Below are 26,022 nucleotides of genomic sequence, written 5' to 3' on the forward strand. Positions count from 1 at the left end.
CTGCAGAGGCCAATATTGCCCTGCCCTGCTGTTATTTGTTTATCGCGTTCTGCATCTCCCGTACAGCGGCCTTCAGCTGCAGATCGTTGTTCGGATCCCTGATCGCGGCGATGATGGCACTCTCGAGCTTCTCCGCCGTATTCGCATCCACTTCGCCGTTCACCGGCAGGTCGTTGCCGCGCTGGAACGTGCGTACGGCGTTCGCCGTTTTCTCGCTGAAGTAGCCGTCCGTCCGGTCCACCGGAAGCCCCAGGCCCTTCAGCATGATTTGAAGATTTTTCACATCATCGTTGTTCATATCGTACTTCAGTACCGTCTTCTTGCTTAGCGGCGCAACCTTGAAGAATTCCGGCTGCTCGACGGCCAGATCCGGCTCGATGCCCTTCTTGTGAATCCAGTTGCCGTTCGGCGTCAGCCATTTGTAGACGGTCATCTTGATGTTGCTGCCGTCGCCCATTTCCTCCTCGAACGTCACCTGTACCGTTCCTTTGCCGTACGTCGTCTCGCCGATCAGCTTGGCACCGACGGCTTCCTTGAGGGCGCCGGCGAGAATCTCGGAGGCGGAGGCGCTGCCTTTGTTCGTCAGTACGACCACCGGGTAATTCTTCGAACCGCCTTCCGACAGCGTCGGCTCGCGGCGGCCGGCCCGGTCCTCCACCTGAACGATCGGCTTGCCCTTCGGCACGAACGGCTCCACAATATCGACGACGACGTTGAGCAGACCGCCCGGATCGTTGCGCACGTCGATGATCAGACCTTTCATGCCCTTCGACTCCAGCGTCTTCAGCTCTTCCGCGAAGCGCTTCGCCGTATTGGCAGAGAACTGGCGGATTTCGATTTTGCCGACGCCGTTCTCCAGCATTTCCCCGAACACAGTCTCCACGTCAATATTGTCGCGGACGACAATGACCTCGATCGGCTCGTTCACGCCCGAACGCAGAATGGACAGCTTCGCTTGGGTGCCTTTGGGACCGCGGATTTTGCTGACGGCCTGATTCAGGGTCAGCCCGTCCAGCTTCTCGCCGTTAACGGAAAGAATCACGTCATGGGCATGTACGCCCGCTTTCTCTGCGGGTGACCCTTTGATCGGCGAAACGACGACGACTTTCCCCTCTTCGACCGACACCTCGGCGCCGATGCCCTGGAACTTGGACGTGATGCTCTCGTCGAACTGAGCCGCTTCCTTCTGGTCCATGTACACCGTGAACGGATCGTCCAGCGCCTCCAGCATGCCGTTGATGGCGCCGTTGACGATTTTGTCATGGTCGACTTTATCCAGGTACTTGTTCTCCACAAGGCCGTAAGTCGTAGCGATCTTCTGCAGATCTTTCTCCGTGAGGCCTGTCGCTGACGACTTGATATTCACCGCCGCTGCGTTGGCCGCAATGCCCTTGGCGCTGGTCACCAGCGAGGGGCTTGCAATCGTAAGCGTCAGCAGGCTGCTTGCGAACATCGCGAGGACGATGAATGCAATGACCGTTCTTCCTTTGAACAGCACGTGTAGGACACCACCTTTATCTGTCCCTTGTCATGGGACTCGTCCTTGTAGTATATGTCATTGCAGGCTGAAATTATTAACGCAAGTATGGCTTCGGATCGACCGGCTTCTCGTTAACGCGCACTTCAAAATGCAGATGGTTGCCCGTAGAGCGCCCCGTACTGCCGACCTCGGCGATTTTCTGGCCGCGCTTTACCGTATCGCCCTTGTTGACAAGAATGCCGCCATCGCGAATGTGGCCGTACAGCGTCCACACACCGCCGCCATGATCGATGATGACGCAGTTACCGTATCCGCTCCACCATGATGCGACGATCACGACGCCGTTCTCCGCCGCCAGAATGCCGGTTCCCTTCGGGACGCCGAGATCGATGCCGGTATGGCCCGCATTGGATTGGCCGTTAATCGGGTCGGTCCGCAGCCCGAAATCGGACGTCATCGGCGCTTGCTTCTCCAGCGGGTATGCAAACTTGCCTCCGCTATACGTAAAGGCGTTCGCTACGGTCGATTTGGCCGGCGTCTTGCCTTTCTTCTTCGCGGCTTCGGCTGCAGCCCTCTCCGCGTCCGCCTTCTTCTTCAGCAGCGCGGATTCCTGGGCGGCGAATTTGACCAATTCATCCTGCTGCTCATGGGAAATTTCCTCGAGCTCCTTCTCCTTCTTGGAGAGGCTCGCGACGACAACTTCCTTCTCCTTCTCCTTCTGCTCGAGGGAGTCCTTCACAGCGTCGGTCTGGTTATACAGCTCCGTCACCTTGGCAAGCTGCTGCTCGACCTCCCCTTTCTTGACCACGATCATGTCGCGGTCCTTCTTGTTGGAAGCGAGCACCTCTTTATCTTGGCTAACAATGGACTTCAAAGCTTCCAGCCGGTCCAGGAAGTCGCCGAAGCTGGTCGAAGCCAGCAGCACTTCCGCGTAAGAAACGAAGCCGTTCATATACATGAGCCGAAGGCGCGATTTCAGCATCTGGTCGCGGCTTGCCACCCGGGCCTCCGCATCCTCGAGCAGCTTCGCGTTCGTCTGCAGCTCGCCGGTAATCCGGTCGATATCGTTGTTGAGGCTGGTCAGCTTCTTGCCGATCTCATCGATCTGGGCGACCAGCGCATTCAGATCTTGACTTGTCTTTGCCTGTTCCTTCTGAACTTGAGCCAGCTCGTTCTGGGTAGCCGTGGCCTTCTGCTGTGCGGCAGACTTGGCCTTCTTGAGGTCGTTCAGCTGTTTGTTGATCGCGTCCGTCGTCGTCCCGGCAAGCCCTTGCGCCGGAACGAGCAGCGAAGCCGTCAGGGCCGCGCTGACCGCGAGCGGAATCCACAAAGTTTTTTTCACCGATTGATCTCCTCTCCGTGCCTCTGCCTCGCAGCCGAAGCTACACGCGCAAATATTTGCGCACCGACAGCAGGCTTCCCCATACTCCAATGATAACGCCGAGCCCAAGCAGGAACCCGCCCAGCGTAAGGCCGATGTCTTCGAACGGCAGCAGCTTGATCATTAACAAGCTCAACTCGAGCTGACTTACATTGAGTAGCGCCCAATAGCCGTAGAGCAGCGCCCCTACCGGAATCAGCGAGCCGAGCAGCCCCAGCAGCGCGCCTTCGACAAAGAACGGCCAGCGGATAAACGCATTCGTGGCGCCGACGAGCTTCATAATCGAAATCTCCCGGCGGCGGTTAATAATCGTCAGCTTGATCGTGTTGGCAATCAAGAAAATCGATGTGACCGCCAGCAGCAGCACCAGGACAAGCCCGACATTGCGGACGATCTCCGTGACGCGGAACATCGTCTCCACCTGGCCCTTGCCGTAACTGACCTTATAGATCGGCGGCGGGAATTCGCCTTCGTTCAACCCCTCGATCGCAGCCGCGGCGGTACCGACCTGGTGCGGATCGGTGACCTCGACCGTGAACGAATCGTTAAGCGGATTGTTTTCTCCTTCGAAGCCTTCCAGCAGATCGGCCCCGCTCTCGCCAAGACGCTGACGGAGGAATTCCAGGCCCTCCGCCTTGGAGACGAAGGTGACGGTCGATACTTGCGGGATTTCTTTGATTTTCTCCTCCAGGACGTCGATCGTCTCTTGGGAGGTATCCACCTCAAGGTAGACCTTAATCTCTACCTGGCTCTCAATTTGCTGGGTTAAGTAGTTTACATTCAACGACAGAAGCAGGAACAAGCCGAGAATGAACAGCGAGATCGAGATCGAGCTGACCGAAGCGAAGGTCATCCAGCCATTGCGGGCGACGTTCTTCGTGCCTTCCCGCAGATGGCGGAGCAGCGTGCTAATCTTCATAGCCGTACTCCCCTCGTACTTCGTCCCGCGCAATCTGGCCCTGCTCGATCGCGATTACACGCTTGCGCATCGTGTTGACGATTTCTTTGTTGTGGGTAGCCATGACGATCGTCGCGCCGCGGTAATTGATCTCCTCAAGCAGCTTCATAATGCCCCAGGACGTTTCCGGGTCGAGGTTCCCGGTAGGCTCGTCCGCGATAATGACGGCCGGATTGTTGACGATCGCCCGGGCGATCGCCACACGTTGCTGCTCGCCGCCGGACAGCTGGGTCGGCAGCGAATCGGCCTTTTCCTTCAGCTTGACGAGCTCCAGCACTTCCATCGTGCGTTTCTTGATGTGCTTCTTCGGCGCTTCGATAACCTCCATGGCGAAGGCGATATTCTCATAAGCGGTCAGCTTCGGGAGCAGGCGATAGTCCTGGAAAATAACCCCGATGTTCCGCCGGACGAACGGAATTTTGCGCTGCTTCAGCCTTTCCAGATTGAAGCCGTTGACGAAAATTTGACCTTTGGTCGGGCGCTCTTCTCTATACATCAATTTCATGAATGTCGATTTTCCTGCGCCGGAAGGGCCGACGACGTAGACGAAATCGCCGGCGTTCACCTTGATGCTGATGCCGCGCAGGGCGTTCGTGCCGTCCGAATACGTCTTCCAGACATCGTGCATTTCGATCAATCGGATCACATCCTGTATTTTATAGCTTTACTTACTTCGACAGCGGGCGCTAAAGTCCTGCGAAAGATGCGCATTTTCAACACTTTTTCACATTATAGCATCGTTTGGACAGGGGTTGGGGCGCTTCGGGCTTGTAATATTTGCCTTCCGGCGGGCTTATATATGTATAGACGGGGATAAAGGCTGACGAGGGCGTTGGCGGTGCGGACAGGCTGATCGCCGGTTGCGGGATGGGGTGGCGGGGCGCTGGCGGGTGGAGCCTTAACGTACTAATCTCATGCGGTATCTCGGATCATTCAAAATATAGCAAGCTAGCCGGTTACACGGGAGGAGGGAGATCGAGCCAATGAACCTATCGATAAACTGGCTCCGGCCCATCGGCTTGGCGCTGCTGGCCGCTCTGCTGCTCGCCGTCGGCGGGCTGGCCGCCTATGGCGCGCAGAGCACCTTGCCGGACAGGCTGACCGTGTCCGGCTGGGACGTCGGCGGCATGTCCTATGCCGCCTTCGAGGCCGAGCTGCAGGCGCGCGAGGCCGCGCTGCTCGGCACGCCCGTGCGGCTTCGCGCGAGCGTGGACGGGCTGGCGCCGCTGACCGTGACCTACGGTCAGCTCGGCGCCCGGACGAGCGCAGCGGCGCTGCGCTCGGAGCTCGAGCGCCTGCGCCACGGCTCGCCGTGGGCGCGGGCGCAGGAGCGCTGGCGGCTGCGCGGCGCCGCGCTCCAGCTCGAGGTGACGCTGCCGGAGGCAGGCGTCACCGGGGCGCTGCGGCCCGCGTGGGGGCCGCTGTACACGGCGCAGCCGGTCGACGCGCGGCGCGTCATCTCGGCGGACGACCGCGTCAGCTACGCCGCCGGGGTGAGCGTGCCGCGCGTCGACGCGCCGAAGCTGCGCGAGGCGCTGCTCGCGGCGGCGCCCCGCATCGCGGCGCTCGGCCCGGACGCGCGGCCGGCTGCTCCGGTGGAGCTCGGCGTCCCGATCGTGCAGGAACAGCCGCGTATCACGGAGGCGGCTCTCCGCCAAGAAGGAATCGAGCGCAAATTCGCTCAGTTCACGACCCTCTATACGGGCTCGTCGGCCGGCCGGCAGCACAATATCGAGTCTGCGGCGGCCATTGTGAACGATATGGTGCTGAAGCCGGGCGACGTATTCGACTACGGCAAGGTGATTGAGGAGACGGAGCGCAAATTCGGTTTCCAGGAGGCTCCCGTCATTATCGACGGCAAGATCGTGCCGGGAATCGGCGGCGGCATCTGCCAAGTATCGACGACGCTGTATAACGCCGTGCTGCGCGGCGGTCTCGAAGTCGTGGAGCGCCGCAGCCATTCGCTGCCGATCTCTTACGTGCCGATGGGGCAGGATGCGACATTTTCCAGCGGGTGGATTAATTTCCGGTTTCGCAATAATACGGGCCGCAGTCTCCTGATCCGCACGTCGGCGGAGAACGGCCGGCTCACGGTCAAGCTGTTCGGTACGGCGCCGGAGGACATTACCTACGAGGTGCAGTCCAAAATCGTCAAAACGATCGAGCCCCCGGTCAAATACGTACGCAATCCGGCGCTCCGGATCGGAGAGCAGCGGAAGATCATGGACGGCAAGCGGGGGTTTGTTGTCGAGACAACCCGTTACAAGAAGCAAAACGGCCAAATCATCGGCGAAGAGCTCGTTTCCCGGGACACGTACTCCGCTCAGCCTGCTCTAATTGGGACTAACTCCGGTGCGAAAGCGGCGGACGGCAGCGATGACAGCGGGCAGGCTCCCTCCCGACGTGTCGAGGACGGCGTCCAAGGGCCGAAATTCCGGTAACTTCTCAACCGACATAGATCGTTACAGGTCATATGACTCTAGGAACTAGGTCATTATGACTTTTTTTGTTTATTGTTAGTCTTGTCAGACACGAACGTGTCGGCACAAGCTAGATGGTCGAGGAGGATTCCCACCATGGGTAAAATGGAATATTTCAGGGAGCTGGAGTACCGATTGCGCGGTCTCCCCGAGCGGGAGCGTCAAAATATTATAGCGGTCTATGAAGAGCTGTTCCAGAAAGCGGAGGAGAATGGCAAAAGCGAAAACGACATCGTCGATTCGCTCGGCTTTCCCCGGGTACCAAACTGGGATACGGTTAATGCCAAAGGCGATTCGGGCGCGGGGGTTGACCGCTCCCGGACCGAAGCACGCCCCGGCCATCCGCAAGAGCCCATATCGGACCCGGAGCGCTCCGCCGCTCCAGCTAATTTCGAGTCGCCGCGCGACCAGAGTTTCGATCCTGCAGCGCCGCATGTGAAGCCGCCGTTGCAGCCGCCAACAGCGCCATCTGCCGCTGCGCCGCAGGGAGGGGCCGGCATCCGGTCGTTCATTCCGCCGTATACGCCGCCCTCCACGCCTGCGCCTCCGGTTTCGCCGCAGTACCGCGACACCGGATTCGCGCCGCCGCCTTACCGCGAGAAGCCCGGCAGCGGAGCCAAACCGTGGATAGCCGGCCTGGCGCTCGGCTTCTTTAACCTCGTATTTATTATCGGCCCTTACCTGGGCTTGCTCGGCTGCCTGTTCGGCTTGTGGGTAACGGCGATCCTCCTGCTGTTCTCGCCGCTGCTCGCCCTGATCGGCACCGGCATCCCGAACGACAACGAGACGATGCTGCTGCTTATCTTCGGCAGCATCGGGCTGTTCGGCGCCGGATTGATGCTGACGATTATTTTGCAGTTCATTTCGAAGTGGTTTTTCAAGCTTTCCTGCATGTACGTCAAATTTAACTGGAATATCATTAAGGGGGCCTGACCTGTCATGCGAATAGTCAAAGGTTTCGTGTTTGCCGTCGGTCTCCTCTGTGTGATCGTCGGGACCGTCGGCGTGGTGTGGGTGGTGGACGCTTCCGGCATGCGGAATGAGAACTCGTCGAGCGCCGAATTCGACTTTACCAAATCCGTCGATGCCTCCGGCATCCGTGCGCTGCAAATCGATACGGACATCAGCGAAGTTGTTTTCACTCCGTCCCAAACGAACGAAATTACCGCCCATTTTACGGGCAAATCGCCGGAGAAGAGCAAGAGCCGCTGGCAGCTCGACGCAGAGACGAACAACGGCACTTGGGTCGTGAAGGCTCAGCACGAGGGCTCGGACTTTAATTTCGGCCTTGATATCCGGCAGCTTCGGGACATCATTGCCACCGGCATCTTCACAAGCAACCACAAGCTGGAAATTTCCCTGCCGCCCAAGGCTTACGACAAGATCGCCGTCGAGACCGATACCGGGCGCATTCAGCTAGGCGAGCTTACCGCTGATGTGCTGGATGTGGATTCGTCGACCGGCTCGATCGCCGTAGATTCCTTTACCGGCAAAAAAATCACGCTGCAAACCGACACCGGCGCCATCCGCTTCAACAAAACGGTCGCCACGGACCAGGTTCAGGCCGAATCCAGCACCGGCCGTATCGAAGGCGACCTGAAGCAGCTTGCCTCGCCGGTTTCGCTGCAAACCGATACCGGCGCCGTCTATCTTGACGTACCGGGTACGTCCGACGCGTTGTTTAACCTTTCGAACGACACCGGCAGCATCGACCTCAACGCTTCGAGGGACGTATCGTATGAAACGGAAGAGGAGCACCATGTCGTCGCGAAGCTCGGCACCGGCGCTTATCGCGTCAAGATCGAATCCAGCACCGGGGCGATTACGGTGAATGCACGGTGACAGTATAACCATGAAAGGCACCTCACTCGAAGGCCCCGTTCTTTTCCGTTATCTGCGGCAATAGAGCGGGGTTTGGGCGCTTATCTTTCACTTCCGGGCTTCTGCACCCGTCCTGCAAACATACAAGCCCCGCCCCAAAACGGCTATTCGGCCGCCAAGGGCAGGGCTTTATTTTCCCCGCAAGATTTACTTGCTCTTCTCCAAATACTCCTGCACCCACGCGCCGGTCAGCTGCAACGCCGCCTCGGCCCGCTCGATCGCGCCGCTCACCTGCGCCGCCGCCGTACCGCCGTAAACGCCGCGCGCGTTCACCACCTGCTCCGGCTGCAGAACCCGATAGATGTCGTCCTCGAACAAGCTGGAGAACTGCTTGAACTCCTCCAGCTTCAGGTCCAGCAAGTACTTCTTGTTTTGGATGCAGTACAGCACCGTTTTGCCGATGACCTCGTGCGCCTGACGGAACGGAAGACCTTTGTTCGCGAGGTAATCCGCAATGTCCGTCGCGTTCGAGAAGTCCTGGTTCACCGCCTGGCGCATCCGGTCGCGGTTTACCTTCATCGTCGCGATCATCGGCGCAAAGAGCTGAAGCGCTCCTTGCAGCGTATGCACCGTATCGAACATGCCTTCCTTGTCTTCCTGCATGTCCTTGTTGTACGCCAGCGGCAGCGACTTAAGCACCGTCAGCAGACCGACCAGGTTGCCGTACACCCGGCCCGTCTTGCCGCGTACAAGCTCCGGCACGTCCGGATTTTTCTTCTGCGGCATGATCGAGCTGCCCGTGCAGAACGCATCGTCCAGCTCGATGAAGCTGAACTCCGTGCTCGACCAGAGCACCAGCTCTTCGCTAAGCCGCGACAAGTGCGTCATGATGATCGCCCCGTGGCTCAGGAACTCCAGGATGAAATCGCGGTCGCTCACCGCATCCAGCGAGTTATCGTACACGCGCCCGAACCCGAGCTGCTCCGCCACAAAATGCCGGTCGATCGGGAATGTCGTTCCCGCCAGCGCCCCCGCTCCGAGCGGCAGCGTGTCGACGCGCTTGTAGCTGTCCTGCAGCCGTTCGATGTCTCGCTGGAACATCGCCACGTAAGCCATCATATGGTGCGCGAACAAGATCGGCTGCGCCCGCTGCAGGTGCGTATACCCTGGGAAAATCGTATCCATATTGCTCTTCGCCTGCGCAATCAACGCCTCTTGCAGCTTTTGCAGCAGCCCAACGAACTCCACCACGCGCTTGCGCAGGTACAAATGCATATCGGTCGCCACCTGGTCGTTCCGGCTGCGGCCCGTATGCAGCTTGCCGCCGACCGGACCGATCAAGTCGATCAGCTGCTTCTCGATATTCATATGAATGTCTTCGTTGGCAATCGTGTACTCCAGCTCGCCGCGGCGGATCATGCCTTGTACCTGCAGTAAGCCGTCCTTGATTTTGTCCACGTCTTCCTGCGGCACGATTCCGCACTTGCCCAGCATCGTCACGTGCGCCAGGCTGCCTTGAATGTCTTCCTCGGCCAGCTCCTTGTCGAACGTAATGGATGCTGTGTACTCCTCAACGAGCTGATCCGTCTTCTTCGTGAACCGTCCACCCCATAGCTTTGACACTGGTTCGTGCTCCTTTCCGTTCCGCCGGCCCGTCAATCCTTCGCCTGCATATAACGTCGCAAGCGGTATGACGTATGTCCGGCTTTTGCCCTTTTCCGGCATGTAAGCATTACAAAAGCAGATCCCTGAACCAAAAGTAATGTAAATGTGCAGGAATCCGGATGTTAACCCGACTCACTCGAACGAATGTCTGCAATTGTGCAGGCATTCTGAGCAAATTTGCACGTGACCGCGACAACCGCTTCGAATGCCTGTATAATCGCAGGAATTCGGACATCTTGAGCGGGACTTTTTGAATATTTCTGCTATTTTCGCAGGGATTCGGATAAGCTGAGCAATCCGCTCATACGACTGCCCCAACCGTCCAAATACAGCAAAGCGGCCGCGTTACCGCGGCCCTCTGCAATCCGAACCTTCGCTTCCCTGCTTCCCGGCCGCAAGCCGGCTACACTTACTTCTTCGCGTTCTGCTCCACGCCGGAAGCGACTCTCAGACGCAGCGCGTTCAGGCGAATGAAGCCCGTAGCGTCGCCCTGGTTGTACGCCTTGGACGGATCGGCTTCCATCGTCGCGATGTCCGGGTTGTACAGCGATACCGGGCTCTTCACGCCGGCGCCGATGATGTTGCCCTTGTACAGCTTCAAGCGAACCGTACCGGTTACGTTCTTCTGGCTCTCGGTTACGAGCGCCTGCAGCGCCAGACGCTCCGGCGCGAACCAGAAGCCGTTGTATACGAGCTGCGCATACTTCGCGATCAGCGAGTCGCGCAGGTGCATGACGTCGCGGTCCATCGTGAGCGACTCCATTTTGCGGTGGGCCGTGAACAGGATCGAGCCGCCCGGCGTCTCGTACACGCCGCGGCTCTTCATGCCGACGAAGCGGTTCTCGACCATATCGACACGGCCTACGCCGTGCTTGCCGCCAAGGGCGTTCAACGTCTCCATCACTTCCAGCGGCGACATGCGCTGGCCGTTCACGGCGACGCAATCGCCCTTCTCGAACTCCAGCTCCACGTATTCCGGCGTATCCGGAGCCAGCTCCGGGTCTACGCTCAGCACGAACATATCGCGGTTGCTTTCCGCGCTCGGATCGAACCAAGGGTCCTCGAGCATGCCGCTCTCGAACGAAATGTGCAGCAGGTTGCGGTCCGTCGAGTACGGCTTCGCCGCCGACGCCGTCACCGGAATGCCGTGCTTCTCGGCGTAGGCGATCATCTCGGCGCGGCCCGGGAAGCTCTCGCGGAACACCTCGTCGCGCCACGGCGCGATGACTTCCAGCTCAGGCGCGAGCGCCGCTGCCGTCAGCTCGAAGCGCACCTGGTCGTTGCCCTTGCCCGTTGCGCCGTGCGCAATCGCCGTCGCGCCTTCGGCGCGGGCGATCTCGACCATGCGCTTCGCGATCAGCGGACGCGCGATCGACGTGCCGAGCAAGTACTGGCCTTCATACAGCGCTCCTGCCTGGAACATCGGGTAGATGAAATCGCGCGCGAACTCTTCCCTCAGGTCGTCGATATATACTTTCGAAGCGCCGGTCTTCAGCGCCTTCTCTTCCAGGCCGTCCAGCTCTTCCTTTTGTCCGATGTCGGCCGTGAAGGTGATGATTTCCGCGTCGTACGTTTCCTTCAGCCACGTCAGGATGACCGACGTATCGAGGCCGCCGGAGTAGGCGAGGACGATTTTTTGCTTAGCCATGTTTGATTCACTCTCTCCCTATGATATCGATTAAGACATAATGGCGGCCATAACGGCCTTCTGCGCATGCAGACGATTTTCCGCCTGGTCGTAGATGATCGAGTTCGGACCGTCGATGACGCCCTCGCTCACTTCCTCGCCGCGATGCGCCGGCAGGCAGTGCATGAACAGATAATCCGGCTTCGCCAGCTTCGCCAGCTCTTCGTTCACCTGATAATTCGCGAACGCCTTCTCCCGCTCCTGCTGCTCCTCCTCGAAGCCCATGCTCGCCCATACGTCGGTATAGATCACGTCGGCATCCCGCACCGCTTCCTTCGGATCGCGCACCAGCTCCACCTTGGCTCCCGACTTCGCAGCCTGTTCCATGGAGACGCGCACGACCTCCGGATCGGCGTCGTAGCCCTCAGGCGTAGCCGCGGCAAAATCAATCCCCAGCTTCGCCGCGCCCATCAGCAGCGAATGCAGCATATTGTTGCCATCGCCGATATAAGCTACCTTCAAGCCCTGCAGCTGACCCTTCTGCTCCTTGATCGTCTGGTAATCGGCCAGCGCCTGGCAAGGGTGCGACAAATCCGTCAAGCCGTTGATCACCGGAATCGTTGCGCTGCGCGCCAGCTCTATGACCCGTTTGTGGCCGAACGTACGGATCATAATCCCGTCCAGGTAGCGCGACAGCACCTTCGCCGTATCCGTAATCGGCTCCCCGCGCCCGAGCTGCAAATCATTCTTGCTCAGGAACAGCGGCTGCCCGCCGAGCTGATAAATCCCGACCTCGAACGATACCCGCGTCCGCGTCGACGACTTCTCGAAAATCATCCCCAGCGTCTTGCCCTTCAGCGGCTGAAACGCCTCGCCCGCCTTCTGCCCCCGCTTAAGCTCGATCGCCAAATCGATCAAATACTCCAGCTCTTCTTTGCTATAATCGTTCAACGTCAGAAAATCCCGGCCCTTCAGCTGGGCGGCGATCTCATTCTGCAATAATACCGTCATGCCAGACCCTCCTTCATAAACACCTTCATCTTGTTGAAAATCTAGCTGCGAACCTTTCGACATCACGGATCCTGGGCCGCAAGGCTGCCCACAGAGATTTTGTCGAAACGGCCGTTTGTCCACAGATTCGTCACATTTCGACCCAGGGTTATCCACAACGCCTTGTCGAACGTATTGTTGTCCACAGTGCGGTTCGTTACACCGCCGCCTTGCTGGCCGCTTCGTTCGCAGCCCGCGCCAGCGCCTCCGCAACGATGTCGAGGCCCTTCAGCAGTTCCTCGCGGGAGATGAGCAGGCTCGGCACGAGCCGCATGACATTCGTCCCGGCCGTAATGACCAGAGCGCCGTGACGATGGATGTCATTGACGATATCGCCTACGGCTGTCGTGCATTCGATACCGATCAGCAGCCCTTTGCCGCGCACGTCGACAACGAGCGGATTGCCTTCCAGCTTGCTCTTCAGGTGGGTGACGGCCAGCTCGCCGAGCTCCCGGGCCCGCTGCGGCACATTATCCTCCAGCATTGTCTCCATCGTCGCAATTCCCGCCGCCGTCGCCAGCAGGTTGCCCCCGAAGGTTGAGCCGTGGCTGCCTGGAGCGAACGCGTCCTTGATTTTCGCTTTGCCAAGCACCGCGCCGATCGGAAAGCCGCTGCCAAGTCCCTTAGCCAATGTGAAGATATCCGGTTCAATCCCGTAATGCTCATACGCGAACAACTTGCCTGTACGTCCGACGCCGGTCTGGATCTCGTCGAGAATCAGCAATACGTCATGCTTCTCGCACAAGCGGACGATCTCGGCCATGAACGCCGGGTCCGCGCTGTGAATACCGCCCTCGCCTTGAACCAGCTCGAGGAAGATCGCGGCCGTCTTGTCGCTGACGGCGCCCTGCAGCGCTGCAATGTCGTTGTACGGCAGCGTCGTAAACCCTTCCGGCAGCGGGTGGAACCCTTCCTTGACCTTCTCTTGACCGGTTGCGGTCAGCGTGGCCAGTGTCCGGCCGTGGAACGACTGCTGGAACGTAATGATTTCGTACTTGCCTTGAATGCCGAGCACCTTCTGATAATACCGGCGCGCCAGCTTGATCGCCGCTTCGTTCGCTTCCGCACCGCTATTGCAGAAGAACACGTGGTCGGCGCACGAGTTGTCCGTCAGCAGCTGCGCCAGCCGATATTGGTTCGGGATGTGGAACAGGTTGCTCACATGCCACAGCTGATCGAGCTGCTCATGCAGCTTCGCCGTTACTTTAGCCGGCTTATGGCCGAGGTTCGTTACGGCTACGCCGCACATCAGATCGATGTACTCCTTGCCTTGATCGTCCCACAGACGGGAGCCCTCGCCCTTCACTAACGTAATCGGATATTTGCTGTAGTTCGGGAACAGCAGGCCCTGTAAATTTTCGCTCATTTCCTCCACCTCCGTTTATGTTTCAACGTTCTATTGTGAGCGTAATAACGGCCCTTTAGGCCGTTACTTATACCCGCTTCGCTCAGACTCGCCGCTGTAACCGCCTTATGTGCCGTTAGCACACCCAGTCGTCTTCTTCGCGTTCGCTTTAGACGTTCTAACGGCCGTCAAGGCCGTTATGGCTGCCCGTTTCGCAACTTGCTGCCTGCTGCCTGCTGCTTGCTGCTTGCTGCTTGCTGCTCTACCGGCCGAATGAGCCGTTAGACCACGATCTCGCCCATTTTCAAACTCTCCTGCACACTCTTACAGCCCATTTGGCCGTTACAGCCCGCAGATTACACTCAATTAGCCGCCAACTGCCTCGCGGGCCGCTAGCGCCGGCACTACTCCCGCACAATTCGCGTTCCGACTGCTTCTCCGTCCAGCACGCGGCTCAATATACGCGGCTCCGTACCGCTCACGATCACGACTTCCCGCACCTGTCCCTGGATGCAATCGATCGCCGCCCGCACTTTCGGAATCATGCCGCCGTAAATATCGCCGCTTTCGATCATCGCCTCGATCTCCGCTACCGTAACGACCGGCAGCACGCGCTTCTCGCCGTCCACCGTCTTCATGATGCCCGGAACGTCCGTCACGACGACGAGCCGCTCGGTGCCCAGCTGCGAGGCTACAGCACCTGCCGCCGTATCCGCATTGATATTATATCGCTGCAGTCCGTCACGGCCTAAACCGATCGGTGCAATAACCGGAACGTAGCCCATCTCCACGACCCCGTCGATCAAGCCCGCGTTCACGTCCGTCACCCGCCCGACAAGGCCGACCTCATGGGCGTTCTCAACCGGCTCGGACGTTAGCAGCCCTGCATCGACGCCGGACAGTCCGACCGCGCGAGCGCCCGCATGACCGATGCGGCGCACAATCAGCTTATTGATTTGGCCCGCAAGCACCATCTCAACGACGTCCAGCACGGCCTCGTTCGTCTTGCGCAGCCCGTTGACGAACTCCGTCTCGATGCCGAGCTTAGTCAGCGTTTCGGAGATCGCCGGTCCGCCCCCATGTACGATAATCGGCAGACGGCCTTGCTTCACAAGCTCCGCCATATCGGCGAAGAACGCATCCGGCAGCGCAGCCAGCGTGCTGCCGCCGCATTTCATCACAAATCTCATGTCCCGTCGCTCCTCCTGGCCGTTACGTCCGATATGCGGCGTTAATGCGCACATAATCGTAGGTAAGGTCGCAGCCCCAAGCCGTCGCCCGGCCTGTGCCCATATGTAAATCCACGTGAATATGGACGGTATCGCCCTTCAAATATTCAAGTGCAGCTTCTTCGTCGAATTTGACCGGCTGCGACGCCCGCAGCGTCACGATGTCGCCGAGTCGAATGTCGACCGTATCGACATTGACCGGCTGGCCTGCGCGGCCGACCGCCGCAATAATACGGCCCCAGTTCGCATCCGCGCCGTAGACGGCCGATTTCACCAGACTCGAGCCGACAATCGTCTTCGCAATCGCGCGGGCCGCATCGCCGGATACCGCTCCGGCGACGGTCACCTCGATCAGCTTCGTCGCCCCTTCACCGTCGCGGGCAATCGCCTTCGCCAGATGCTCGCCGACATGCTCGAACGCCGCCCGGAACGCTTCCCACTGCGGATGCTCCGGCGTCAGCGGCGCGTTGCCCGCCAAACCGCTTGCCATCACAACGACCATATCGTTCGTGCTCGTATCGCCGTCCACCGTAATCATGTTAAAGGTCGAATCCGTTACCGCATTCAGCAGCTGCTGCAGCTGCTCGCTGCCGATAGCGGCGTCCGTCGTCAGGAAGCCGAGCATCGTCGCCATGTTCGGGTGGATCATCCCCGAGCCTTTGGCCGCTCCGGCAATATGCACCGGCTTGCCGTCGATTTCGACGCGGACGCACAGCGATTTCTGCACGAGATCCGTCGTCAGGATCGCCTGGCAGAAATCGTCGCCCCCGTCCGCCTTCAGCCGCTCCGGCAGCGCCGCCACGCCGGCGCGCACCTTCCCCATCGGCAGCGGCTCGCCGATCACGCCTGTCGAAGCCACGGCCACGTGGCTCTCCTCTACGCCAAACGCGGCGGCTGCCAGCGCGCGCATCTCGTACGCGTCGGCCTCGCCCTGCTCGCCCGTGCACGCATTGGCGTTGCCGCTGTTCACGAGCACCGCCTGCAGCTTCCCGCCGTCCGCAAGGCTCGCCTTCGTCACGCGAAGCGGCGCTGCCTGAAACGCATTCAGCGTATACACGCCCGCCGCCGCCGCCGGCACATCGCACACAATCGCGCCGAGGTCATGGCGGTCCGTCTTCTTCAGCCCGCAGTGCAGTCCGCCCGCACGAAATCCCGCCGGCGTCGTCACATTGCCGTCCGGAATAATGGTATATTGCTCTTTCATCCTGTTTCTCCTCGCCTTCCCCTCTGGAATCCCCCAAATCTACTTACGGATAAGCCGGAATGAACTGAAGCCCCGTCGCTTCGTCCCAGCCCATCATCAGATTCAAGTTTTGAATCGCCTGCCCGGCCGCGCCCTTCACCAGGTTGTCGATGACGCTCACGATCGTCACACGCCCTGTACGGCTGTCGACCGCAAAGCCGATATCGCAATAGTTCGAGCCCCACACTTCCTTGGTGGCCGGCAGCTTGCCTTGCGGACGTACCCGCACGAACTTCCGTCCCGCATAAAACTCCTTATACAGCCCGATAAAATCCGCTTCCGAACGCGCCCCCGGGCCGCCGACAATGCTCGCATACATCGTGCTCATAATGCCGCGCGTCATCGGTACCAAATGCGTCGTAAACGTCGTCACGACCGGCCGTCCCGCGACGTCGCTGAGCGTTTGCTCGATCTCCGGTATATGCTGATGACGGTTGACCTTGTACGCCGACAAATTTTCGTTCGCTTCCGCATAATGAACGGTCTGGCTTAGCCCGCGCCCGGCCCCGGATACGCCCGATTTCGCATCGATGATGATCGTCGCCGGATCGATCCAGCCCGCTTTCACCGCAGGAACGAGACCGAGCAGCGTTGCCGTCGGATAGCAGCCCGGATTGGAAATGAAGTCCACGCCCCGCACACGGTCGCCGAACACCTCGGCCAAACCGAATACCGCCTTGGACAAGTACGCTTCATCCGCAGGAGCATGCTTATACCATGTCTCATATTCGGCAGCCGAGCGCAGCCGGAAGTCGCCGGACAAGTCGATGACCTTCAGTCCCGCATCGAGCAGCTGCGGCGCCAGCTTGGCGGCAACCCCGGCCGGAGTAGCCAAGAAGACGACATCCGCCTTCGACTTCATCAACCCGACGTCGACGCCGTCAAGCGCATCCGTCCGGATTTCCGTCAGATGCGGAAACCCTTCGGCAATCGGCGCGCCGGCCGACGAAGACGAAATGACCGAAGTAATTTCCACTTGGGGATGCGCCTGCAGCAGACGAATCAGCTCGACCCCGCCATAACCCGTAGACCCTACAATCGCCACTCTTACCATACTAGCCAAACCGCTCTCCTCCATCCGATTCCAAAAATAAACTATGAATTATTATACATACGAGGGTATAAAAATACAACGATTATTTCAAAACCTCCAGCCTCTTCAGCGCCGGTTCATATTGCGCGGAGACAGCCATTTGATAATAGCTCCGGGCAGCTTCCCGATTGCCCAGCAGTTCATAATAAACGCCTAAATTATATGCCGCCAGATAGCTTCCCGTTCCTTGCACGATCTCCCGCCCTCGACCGGCCTCCCCTGCAGCCAAAGCCTGCAAATAGCTGTGCTCGATAAGGGGGAGCAGCTCGCCGCTGTCCTGAGGAAAGCATATAGCCAGCTCCATATAGATCAATCCGCAGACAAAATGGAAATCCGCCAGCTCTTGAAGCTGCGCCTGCTCGTTCCCGATCACATTCAAGGCTTGCTCGAAGTTTTTGGTTTCCAATAGCACATATAAATAATCAATCACTGCATCCGAAGCATAGGTGGCGACTGAAGACCCATGAGAATGTCCGCTTTGAGAAGCAACACGCGAAAGAAGCCCGTACGCCCTCTCGAAATATTGCTCCGCCTTCGACAGCTCCCCGCTACCCCGATATTGCTTGCCTATGTGAAACAACAAATACGCATCGTCCGGACGTCGCTGCAGCTCCTTCTCCAGAATTCGCAAATTCCGCTCCGACTTGTCCGTCTCGTAATAGCCTTCGTGGAATGCCACGATTCCGCTATCTATACGAGGAAGCTCGCTGATCAGCTGCTCATGAATGGCTCCCTGAAATCGAACATGGCGGGGGAAAATTCTCGATATGGCCGATTGCACGATCTGCTCTTCGCCATTTTGCACGAACCGGCTCTTAATCGTGATTCGTCCGATTCGCTGCCCTCCTGATATGAAATCGCGAAGCACGGCCCCGTAATCCGCGATAAGCCTCTCGTCCGCATCCAATACGAGGATCCAATCACCTTTCGTTCGTTCAATAGCGGCATTCCTGGCCGCGGCAAAATCATCGCTCCATGGAAAATCGCTGACGATCGCTCCCATTGAAGCGGCAATCTCCTTTGTCCGGTCGGTGGAGCCGGTATCCACCACGACCATTTCGTCCACGATGGGCTTTACGCTTTCTAGACATGCGGCAATGTGCCGCTGTTCATTTTTTACAATCACCGCAAGCGAAATTGTGGTCATCCTAACTCCCCCATAATCCCAAATAGAAGGTAGTCCTCTCACCGTCATTCTACCTTAATAAAGACAAGTTGTCTCGCCACCGTACGTCCGCCGTCCGGCAGCGTGACATGCCCCTGTCCAAACCCTGTCATTCCGGGCTGCGCAGCTGGTAAAATGCCGCAACCACAGGAAATCGGTCAGCCAAGCTTTCTTCGACGTAGGCTTCCGACTGAACCTGCTGGTCCGCTCCTTTTCGGAGTTTTTCGGTGCACCGAAACTAAAGCGCTCCCAATTCACCCCGGCTAAAATGGATCCTGTACGCCGCACTCTGCGCACCAAGCCCCTCTCCCCGCGGCCCCGGATTACCCGTGCAAGCGAAACCCTTCGCCCAGCACCTCCGCCGTGTCGCTAATGATCACGAACGCCGCCGGATCCGCCGCTCGTACGAGCTCTTTCAGCTTGAGCACTTCATTTTGCGAGACGACGACCATCAGCACGGTGCGTTCGTTTCGGGTATACCCGCCCCAGCCGTTCAACTGCGTCAACCCGCGGTCCAGCTTGTATAAAATCTGCTCCCGGATCGCTTCCGTCTCCTCGGAAATGATAAAAGCCACCTTGGAATACCGCAGACCTAACTGAACAGCGTCAATGGTTTTGCTCGTCACGAACAATCCGATTAATGCATACAACGCCTTCTCCGGTGTGAAAACAGCTCCAGCCGTGACGATCACGAGTCCGTCGAATATCGCTATGCAAACGCCCAAACTGATGCCGGTGAACTTGTGCAGCATTTGCGCCGCAAGGCCAAGGCCTCCGGTCGAGCCGCGTCCCCGGAAAACAATGCCGAGTCCGAGCCCCGTCCCGATACCACCATAGAGGCTGGCCAGCAGCGTATTGTCCGTTAGCGGCGGCAGCTTGCTCGTCAGCAGCACGCACAGCGGGAATACGACCGACCCCACTGCGGCTCTAACCCCAAACCTGCGGCCCAGCGTCCAAAGGCCAAGCAGGAACAGCGGAATGTTCAGCGCCCATTGCGTAATGGCCGGCTGCAGCCCCGTCCAATGCTGGACAAGAATCGACACCCCGGCTACACCGCCGGACGCAATCTGGTTCGGCAGCAGAAATATGTTGAAGCTCGCCGCCATAATCAGCGAGCCGACGACGAGCAATGCGTACTCGGTTACCGGTATCCACCGGCTTCCGGGATGGAGCAGCGGTTGTCTTCGCGCCATATCGAACCCCCCACTCTTTATGTATATAAAATGAAAATCCTACACCAATTATGATGTAGGATCTTCCTTATCTTGAATTTGCATACGCAGGTAAGCATCGATAAACCCGTCCAGATCTCCGTCCATAACCGCGCCGATATTGCCCGTTTCGTGATCGGTCCGGTGATCCTTCACCATGCTGTACGGATGGAATACATACGAACGAATCTGGCTGCCCCATGCAATGTCGGATTGTTCGCCGCGGATTTCGGCGAGCTGCTTCATCTGCTCTTCGATCTTCAGCTCATACAGCTTCGACTTCAGCATCTTCATCGCCCGGTCGCGGTTGGAAATCTGCGAACGCTCCGTCTGGCAAGCGACGACAATCCCCGTCGGGATGTGCGTGATGCGCACCGCCGACTCCGTCTTGTTGACGTGCTGACCGCCGGCGCCGGACGAACGGTACGTATCGACCTTGAGGTCTTCCGTGCGCACCTCGATCTCAATGTCGTCATCGATTTCCGGCATCACATCGCAGGATACGAACGACGTATGGCGGCGGCCCGACGAATCGAACGGCGAAATGCGCACGAGCCGGTGAACCCCCTTCTCCGCCTTCAAATACCCGTAGGCATTATAGCCCTTGATGAGCAGGGACACGCTCTTGATTCCCGCCTCGTCGCCTTCAAGGTAGTGCAGCACCTCGACCCCGAAGCCGCGCTTCTCCGCCCAGCGGCGGTACATGCGCAGCAGCATCTCGCCCCAATCCTGCGATTCGGTGCCGCCCGCTCCCGGATGCAGCTCCAGGATCGCATTGAGCCGGTCGTACGGCTGATTCAGCAGCAGCGTGAGCTCGAACTCCTCCAGCCGCTTGACGAGTCCGGCAATGCTTTCGGCAGCTTCCTTAGCCATACTCTCGTCGCCTTCTTCTTCCGCCAGCTCAGCCATTACTTCGAGATCCTCATAGTCCGTGTTCAGCTTCTGAAACTTCTCAACGACAGCCTTCACCGCGTTGGACTCCGCAATTACCTTCTGCGCCGCGTCGTTATCGTTCCAGAAATCGGGCTGCGACATCTTCTCTTCGAAATCTCCGATCTGCTCCAGCTTCAGATCTAAGTCAAAGAGACCCCCTAAGTTCTTGTAGTCGCTTCGCCACTTCACGCAAATCCTGTTTCACCTGAATATCCAACATGCTTTCGTTCACTCCTGCCTTGTTAGTGCAAGGGGACGCCCGTTACCGGGCGCCCTCCTTCGCTTATTATATGTCTTTACCGTGGCACTGCTTAAACTTCTTGCCGCTGCCGCAAGGGCACGGATCGTTGCGTCCGATACGCTCGGATTCGCTGCGCATAACCGGCGCCTTGCCGGCCGACTCCACCTTCGGATCGACGGCTTGCCCTTCGGCGACCGCTTGACGCTCCAGGTTCGACTGTACATGCGCCTTCATGATGTACGTCGCCACTTCCTCCTGGATGTGCTCGATCATCTCGTGGAACATCTCGAAGCCTTCGAACTGATATTCGCGAAGCGGATCGGTACCGCCGTATGCCCGCAGGTGAATACCTTGACGGAGCTGATCCATGGCGTCGATGTGATCCATCCACTTGGAATCGACCGCACGGAGCACGATAACCTTCTCGAACTCGCGCATGAACTCGGCGCCGATCTCTTCCTCGCGCTTGTCGTACTGGGAGCGCACGAGCGTCTTCAAGAACTCGACCATATCCTCGCGCTCTTTGCCCCACAGCATGTCCTTCGTCAACACCGGCTCATGCAGGAACGTGTTGTTGCCGTAATCGGCAATCGCCTGCAGATCCCACTCTTCCGGCACGAGGTCTTCCGGCGTATGCGCCGTCACGATCCGCTCGACGACCGGCAGGATCATGCCGAGCGTCACTTCCTTGATATCGCTCGACTCCAGAACCTCGCGGCGCTGCTTGTAAATGATCTCGCGCTGCTGATTCATCACGTCGTCGTATTGCAGAACGACCTTCCGCACGTCGAAGTTGTTGCCTTCGACCCGCTTCTGCGCCGACTCGATCGCCCGCGTAATGAGCTTGGACTCGATCGGCTGATCTTCCTCCATGCCGAGGCGATCCATCATCGCCATAATATTTTCGGCGCCGAAGCGCTTCATCAAATCGTCTTCCAGCGACAAATAGAATTGCGACGATCCCGGGTCGCCCTGACGTCCGGCACGGCCGCGCAGCTGATTGTCGATCCGGCGGCTCTCGTGCCGCTCCGTACCGATAATGTGCAGCCCGCCCAGCTCATGAACGCCTTCGCCCAGCATAATATCCGTACCGCGTCCCGCCATGTTCGTAGCGATCGTTACCGCTCCGGGCTGACCCGCCTGCGATACGATCTCCGCTTCCTGAGCGTGATACTTGGCGTTCAGAACCGTATGCTTGATGCCCTTCTTCTTCAGCATCTCGGACAAACGCTCCGAGTTCTCGATTGATACCGTACCGACAAGCACCGGCTGCTTGTTCTTGTGGCGCTCTGCGATCTCTTCGACAACCGCCTTGAACTTGCCGTTCTCCGACTTGTAGACGACATCCGGAAGGTCTTTACGAATCATCGGACGGTTCGTCGGTACGACGATTACCTCAAGGCCGTAAATTTTCTTGAACTCTTCTTCTTCCGTCTTCGCCGTACCGGTCATGCCGGCCAGCTTGCGGTACATGCGGAAATAGTTCTGGAACGTAATCGTCGCCAGCGTCATGCTCTCGTTCTGCACCTCGAGCTGCTCCTTGGCTTCGATCGCCTGGTGCAAGCCTTCGCTGTAGCGGCGGCCGACCATGAGGCGCCCCGTAAACTCGTCGACGATCACCACTTCGCCGTCTTGAACGACATAGTCCACATCGCGCTTCATAATGACGTTTGCTTTGAGCGCCTGCTGGATGTGGTGGTTCAGCTGCACATTCTCATGATCGAAAATATTTTCGACGCCGAACTCCTTCTCCGCCTTGGCCACACCGCTCTCCGTCAACGTAACGGAGCGAACCTTGATGTCGACGGTGAAATCTTCCTCTTCCTTCAGCTTCCTCACAAAGCGGTCCGCCGAGTAATACATTTCCGTCGATTTGGCAGCCTGTCCGCTGATGATAAGCGGCGTGCGCGCCTCGTCCACCAGAATGGAGTCCACCTCGTCAATGACGGCAAAATGGAGCGGACGCTGTACCATCTGCTCTGTATAAAGCACCATATTATCGCGCAGGTAATCGAAGCCGAACTCGTTGTTCGTCCCGTACGTAATGTCGCAGGCATACGCCAATTGTTTCTCTTGATGGGTCAAATCGTGCAGGTTTACCCCGACGGTCATGCCGAGGAACGCATACAACCGGCCCATCTCCGCGCTGTCGCGCTGCGCCAGGTAGTCGTTAACGGTAACCACGTGCACACCTTTGCCGGCTAGTGCATTCAAATATACCGGCAGCGTACCTACGAGCGTCTTACCCTCACCCGTACGCATCTCTGCGATACGGCCTTCGTGCAGCACCATGCCGCCGATGAGCTGTACATCGTAATGGCGCTTTCCTAGGGCCCGCTTCCCAGCCTCGCGAACAACGGCGAACGCTTCCGGCAGCAGATCGTCCAGCGTCTCGCCCTTCTCCAGGCGTTCCCGGAATTCCCCCGTCTTCGCGCGCAGCTGGTCATCCGTGAGCGGCTCGATCTCCGCTTCCAAGCTGTTGATCTGCTCGACAGCCTTCCAATATCGTTTCAATTCGCGTTCATTGGAATCGCCGAATATTTTCTTCACAAGTCCTAGCATTAGTCGACGTGAACCCCTTTCGGTTGAGTCACTTATCCTTAAATTGTACCAGTTTGGGGGAAGCGCCGCAACACGCGGCTACGAACGCGCTCGTTCCATGTCAAATATTATTTCTGTATTTCAAAGAAAAAAACGGAGGCCCTCCCATTAGATGCTTCTGTTCCGTGCCCCAGTACATAAAAAGCCCGCCCCCCGCTGAAGAAGGGACGGACTTCCGCTTTATTCTTGCTGCCTACATCGCCGGCTCAATTAACCCGTATTTGCCGTCGTTGCGCTTATATACCACATTGATTTTCTCAGTATCCAAGTTGGCGAACACGAAGAAATTGTGCCCTACCATGTTCATCTGCAGAATCGCTTCTTCCACATCCATCGGCTTAAGCGGGAACTGCTTCGTCCGCACGACTTCCAGCTCTTCTTCATCATCCTGATAACGCGTTGTGTCCACGCGGAACAAATCCCGCATCCCGGCCTCCTGACGGAAACGCCGGTTCACTTTCGTCTTGTTCTTGCGGATTTGACGCTCCAGCTTGTCCACGACCAAATCAATCGACGCGTACATATCGCTGCTGCGTTCTTCCGCTCTCAGGACCATGCCGGGGAATGGAATGGTCACCTCAACGGTCTGCATGCCCTTCACCACATTAAGCGTAACATAACCGGCTGAAGACGGGGGAGTTTCGAAATATCGTTCCAGTCGACTTAGCTTCTTCTCCACATACTCTCGGAGTGCCTCGGTAACTTCCATGTGTTGACCGCGAATGCTAATGTTCATATGGATACTCCTCCTTTTCGAAACTACAAGTCTATTATAGCACATTCTGGTCTCGCGTTAAAAATTCCTTTACAAATGGAGCTATGGATATAAAAAGCGGAGTTCCGCATTTGATTAATTTTCAAATGTCCATTTATAAGTACACATTGGTGATGCCTGACCTGAGATGAAATCTCCGTCGTATTTTCTACAGTCAAAACGTTATTCACAAGTTGTTAACATTAGCTGCACTCGATTATTGCCTATATCCTCTAAATTCATTAATATTGTTAACAAAGTTATTCACGTAGTTATCCACATTGTCCACAACTCTTGTGTGTAGTAGTAAGACGAGAACCTTGAAGCGGCTGTGCGTACGGTCCTGACCGGCTCTTATGTGGCCGATGCCACCGCTGCAACTCCCATGGGCAATGCGCTGCCACACACAATCCTCCGACCGTAGGCTGCCCGGAAAAAAGAAAAAAGCACCCCGTTTCCGGGATGCCAGGACGCTAATGAATCTGTAAGGTAACCATTTATAACGCGGCCAATAAGGACCGGATGATTACAGCTTGATTACGTTAGCAGCTTGAGGACCACGTGCGCCTTCGACGATGTCGAACTCAACAGCTTGGCCTTCTTCTAAAGTCTTGAAGCCGTCAGCCTGGATTGCGGAGAAGTGGACGAATACGTCGCCGCCGTCTTCGCGCTCGATGAAGCCGTAGCCTTTCTCAGCGTTGAACCATTTCACTTTACCTTGCATGTAACACATTCCCTTCGTTATCAAGTCACTGTAAGCTTTTGCCTACTGTCTTGACTATATCACCCGCTTGACAGCGTGTCAACGAAAATGATAAGGCTTACATCCGGGAGACGATTAATTTTTTTGATAATTTAGGTATTTACAGGTTAGTAACGGGATAGATAGTTTGCGAATGCTTGATACTACTGGGTTTTTACAAGTTATTAACAAACTTATACACAGAGTTGTGCACATTGTCCACAGAGTTATGGGAAATCCCTTTAAAATCACTCGGCCTTAACTATTCTTAGGTTCCGCATAAAGTATTGTTTCTTCATCAAAGATAGTGTAATGATCCAGATAATACTCATATTCTACGTTCAAATTATTAATATAATCAAAAATGGTTCCGTAGTCACTAATACTGTGGTAGATGGAAATGGCCAGCTTGGGCTTGAACTCTTCAATGGTCTGCTTTGCCCCTTTTAGTGCAGATAATTCTGCTCCCTCTATATCCATTTTAATAAAATCGACTTTATTTATCTTATAACGTTGTACCAAATCGTCAATCGATAAGGTCTGACTCTTTCCGGAAGTCTCGGCATCAGGATCTGTAGTTACTCTACTTCCTGGCCCTTTGTCTTGAAAGTAAAGGATTTGATCCGAAGTTTCCCAGACGGGATGTTCGACTACTGTTATTCTATTTTTTAATTCAGGATTCATTTCAATATTTCTGCGCATGATATTTAAATTACTTGGGATAAACTCGAAAGTATACACCTGGCCTCCAGAACCTACCTCATGGGCAAAAAACAAACCTGTATCACCCCAACAGCCACCTGCATCAATGACTACGTCGTTCATCATTGCCCCGATTCGTACTGCACCATTTCTATATTCATATTGTTTTTCAATAAATGTAGTATTCACCCCTCGGTCTGTAAAAAACAATTTTATTGGATATTCTAACCGTGTTAAATCAAATAAACCTGAATTTCGAAAGTACTGCGCATTAAAAACATAAAAAGGGCTCCAAATCTTT

Annotated in this window: 21 protein-coding genes; 3 read left to right on the forward strand and 18 right to left on the reverse strand. The window is 57.1% G+C overall.

The window, feature by feature from the left end; all coding sequences use genetic code 11:
• Nucleotides 1–31: 31 nt before the first annotated feature.
• The 4 genes from ACFFK0_RS01230 to ftsE all read right to left on the reverse strand — a co-directional run bounded on the left by ACFFK0_RS01230 (nt 32) and on the right by ftsE (nt 4,456).
• Nucleotides 32–1,498 (reverse strand): S41 family peptidase, encoded by a 1,467-nt coding sequence (locus ACFFK0_RS01230; protein ID WP_377467819.1) that lies wholly within the window; start codon nt 1,496–1,498, stop codon nt 32–34.
• Between the two features lie 76 nt (nt 1,499–1,574).
• Nucleotides 1,575–2,822: a murein hydrolase activator EnvC family protein gene (locus tag ACFFK0_RS01235; protein WP_377467821.1), complete on the reverse strand. Its 1,248-nt coding sequence runs from the start codon at nt 2,820–2,822 to the stop codon at nt 1,575–1,577.
• 40 nt (nt 2,823–2,862) lie between these two features.
• The gene (ftsX, locus tag ACFFK0_RS01240; RefSeq protein ID WP_377467823.1) at nt 2,863–3,780 is read right to left on the reverse strand and encodes a permease-like cell division protein FtsX; all 918 of its coding nucleotides are present in this window, start codon (nt 3,778–3,780) and stop codon (nt 2,863–2,865) included.
• A complete protein-coding gene (gene ftsE / locus ACFFK0_RS01245) occupies nt 3,770–4,456 on the reverse strand; it encodes a cell division ATP-binding protein FtsE (protein ID WP_377467825.1) in 687 nt (228 codons plus the stop codon). The genes ftsX and ftsE overlap by 11 nt, the downstream gene beginning before the upstream one ends.
• Nucleotides 4,457–4,802: 346 nt before the next feature.
• On the opposite strand from ftsE, the gene ACFFK0_RS01250 reads away from it, so the two are divergent.
• From ACFFK0_RS01250 to ACFFK0_RS01260, 3 genes are all read left to right on the forward strand, one after another.
• Nucleotides 4,803–6,260 carry a VanW family protein gene (locus tag ACFFK0_RS01250; RefSeq protein ID WP_377467828.1) on the forward strand — a complete coding sequence of 486 codons (1,458 nt, stop codon included), beginning with the start codon at nt 4,803–4,805 and terminating at the stop codon, nt 6,258–6,260.
• A gap of 135 nt (nt 6,261–6,395) precedes the next feature.
• Nucleotides 6,396–7,232, forward strand: a complete 837-nt coding sequence (locus ACFFK0_RS01255) for an HAAS signaling domain-containing protein (protein ID WP_377467830.1) — start codon at nt 6,396–6,398, stop codon at nt 7,230–7,232.
• 6 nt (nt 7,233–7,238) lie between these two features.
• Nucleotides 7,239–8,141, forward strand: coding sequence for a DUF4097 family beta strand repeat-containing protein (locus tag ACFFK0_RS01260; protein WP_377467833.1), 903 nt, complete (start codon nt 7,239–7,241; stop codon nt 8,139–8,141).
• Between the two features lie 186 nt (nt 8,142–8,327).
• Here ACFFK0_RS01260 and argH read toward each other — a convergent pair whose 3' ends face one another.
• From argH to ACFFK0_RS01330, 14 genes are all read right to left on the reverse strand, one after another.
• Nucleotides 8,328–9,743 (reverse strand): argininosuccinate lyase, encoded by a 1,416-nt coding sequence (argH, locus tag ACFFK0_RS01265; RefSeq protein ID WP_377467835.1) that lies wholly within the window; start codon nt 9,741–9,743, stop codon nt 8,328–8,330.
• A 451-nt stretch (nt 9,744–10,194) separates the two neighbouring features.
• Nucleotides 10,195–11,433, reverse strand: coding sequence for an argininosuccinate synthase (locus ACFFK0_RS01270; RefSeq protein WP_377467837.1), 1,239 nt, complete (start codon nt 11,431–11,433; stop codon nt 10,195–10,197).
• A gap of 30 nt (nt 11,434–11,463) precedes the next feature.
• Nucleotides 11,464–12,423, reverse strand: coding sequence for an ornithine carbamoyltransferase (gene argF / locus ACFFK0_RS01275; RefSeq protein WP_377467839.1), 960 nt, complete (start codon nt 12,421–12,423; stop codon nt 11,464–11,466).
• A gap of 196 nt (nt 12,424–12,619) precedes the next feature.
• Nucleotides 12,620–13,828, reverse strand: a complete 1,209-nt coding sequence (argD, locus tag ACFFK0_RS01280; RefSeq protein WP_377467841.1) for an acetylornithine transaminase — start codon at nt 13,826–13,828, stop codon at nt 12,620–12,622.
• A gap of 383 nt (nt 13,829–14,211) precedes the next feature.
• Nucleotides 14,212–14,997 carry an acetylglutamate kinase gene (argB, locus tag ACFFK0_RS01285; protein WP_377467843.1) on the reverse strand — a complete coding sequence of 262 codons (786 nt, stop codon included), beginning with the start codon at nt 14,995–14,997 and terminating at the stop codon, nt 14,212–14,214.
• 22 nt (nt 14,998–15,019) lie between these two features.
• On the reverse strand, nt 15,020–16,240 hold the full coding sequence (gene argJ, locus ACFFK0_RS01290; protein WP_377467846.1) for a bifunctional glutamate N-acetyltransferase/amino-acid acetyltransferase ArgJ: 1,221 nt from the start codon (nt 16,238–16,240) through the stop codon (nt 15,020–15,022).
• 43 nt (nt 16,241–16,283) lie between these two features.
• A complete protein-coding gene (gene argC, locus ACFFK0_RS01295; protein WP_377467871.1) occupies nt 16,284–17,333 on the reverse strand; it encodes an N-acetyl-gamma-glutamyl-phosphate reductase in 1,050 nt (349 codons plus the stop codon).
• Nucleotides 17,334–17,415: 82 nt separating this feature from the next.
• Nucleotides 17,416–18,519, reverse strand: coding sequence for a tetratricopeptide repeat-containing glycosyltransferase family 2 protein (locus tag ACFFK0_RS01300; RefSeq protein WP_377467848.1), 1,104 nt, complete (start codon nt 18,517–18,519; stop codon nt 17,416–17,418).
• 341 nt (nt 18,520–18,860) lie between these two features.
• Nucleotides 18,861–19,730, reverse strand: a complete 870-nt coding sequence (locus tag ACFFK0_RS01305) for a YitT family protein (RefSeq protein WP_377467850.1) — start codon at nt 19,728–19,730, stop codon at nt 18,861–18,863.
• A gap of 48 nt (nt 19,731–19,778) precedes the next feature.
• A protein-coding gene (gene prfB, locus ACFFK0_RS01310; protein ID WP_377467853.1) for a peptide chain release factor 2 occupies nt 19,779–20,901 on the reverse strand; the annotation gives its coding sequence in 2 pieces (ribosomal slippage) (nt 19,779–20,828 and nt 20,830–20,901; 1,122 coding nt in all).
• Nucleotides 20,902–20,967: 66 nt separating this feature from the next.
• Nucleotides 20,968–23,484 carry a preprotein translocase subunit SecA gene (gene secA / locus ACFFK0_RS01315; protein ID WP_377467855.1) on the reverse strand — a complete coding sequence of 839 codons (2,517 nt, stop codon included), beginning with the start codon at nt 23,482–23,484 and terminating at the stop codon, nt 20,968–20,970.
• Between the two features lie 232 nt (nt 23,485–23,716).
• Nucleotides 23,717–24,259, reverse strand: coding sequence for a ribosome hibernation-promoting factor, HPF/YfiA family (hpf, locus tag ACFFK0_RS01320; protein ID WP_377467857.1), 543 nt, complete (start codon nt 24,257–24,259; stop codon nt 23,717–23,719).
• Nucleotides 24,260–24,803: 544 nt separating this feature from the next.
• Nucleotides 24,804–25,001, reverse strand: a complete 198-nt coding sequence (locus tag ACFFK0_RS01325) for a cold shock domain-containing protein (protein ID WP_041047827.1) — start codon at nt 24,999–25,001, stop codon at nt 24,804–24,806.
• A 276-nt stretch (nt 25,002–25,277) separates the two neighbouring features.
• The coding region (locus ACFFK0_RS01330; RefSeq protein WP_377467860.1) for an FkbM family methyltransferase at nt 25,278–26,022 on the reverse strand (745 nt) is incomplete at its 5' end.

This window comes from Paenibacillus chartarius (assembly GCF_042432825.1).
Lineage (GTDB): Bacteria > Bacillota > Bacilli > Paenibacillales > NBRC-103111 > Gordoniibacillus > Gordoniibacillus chartarius.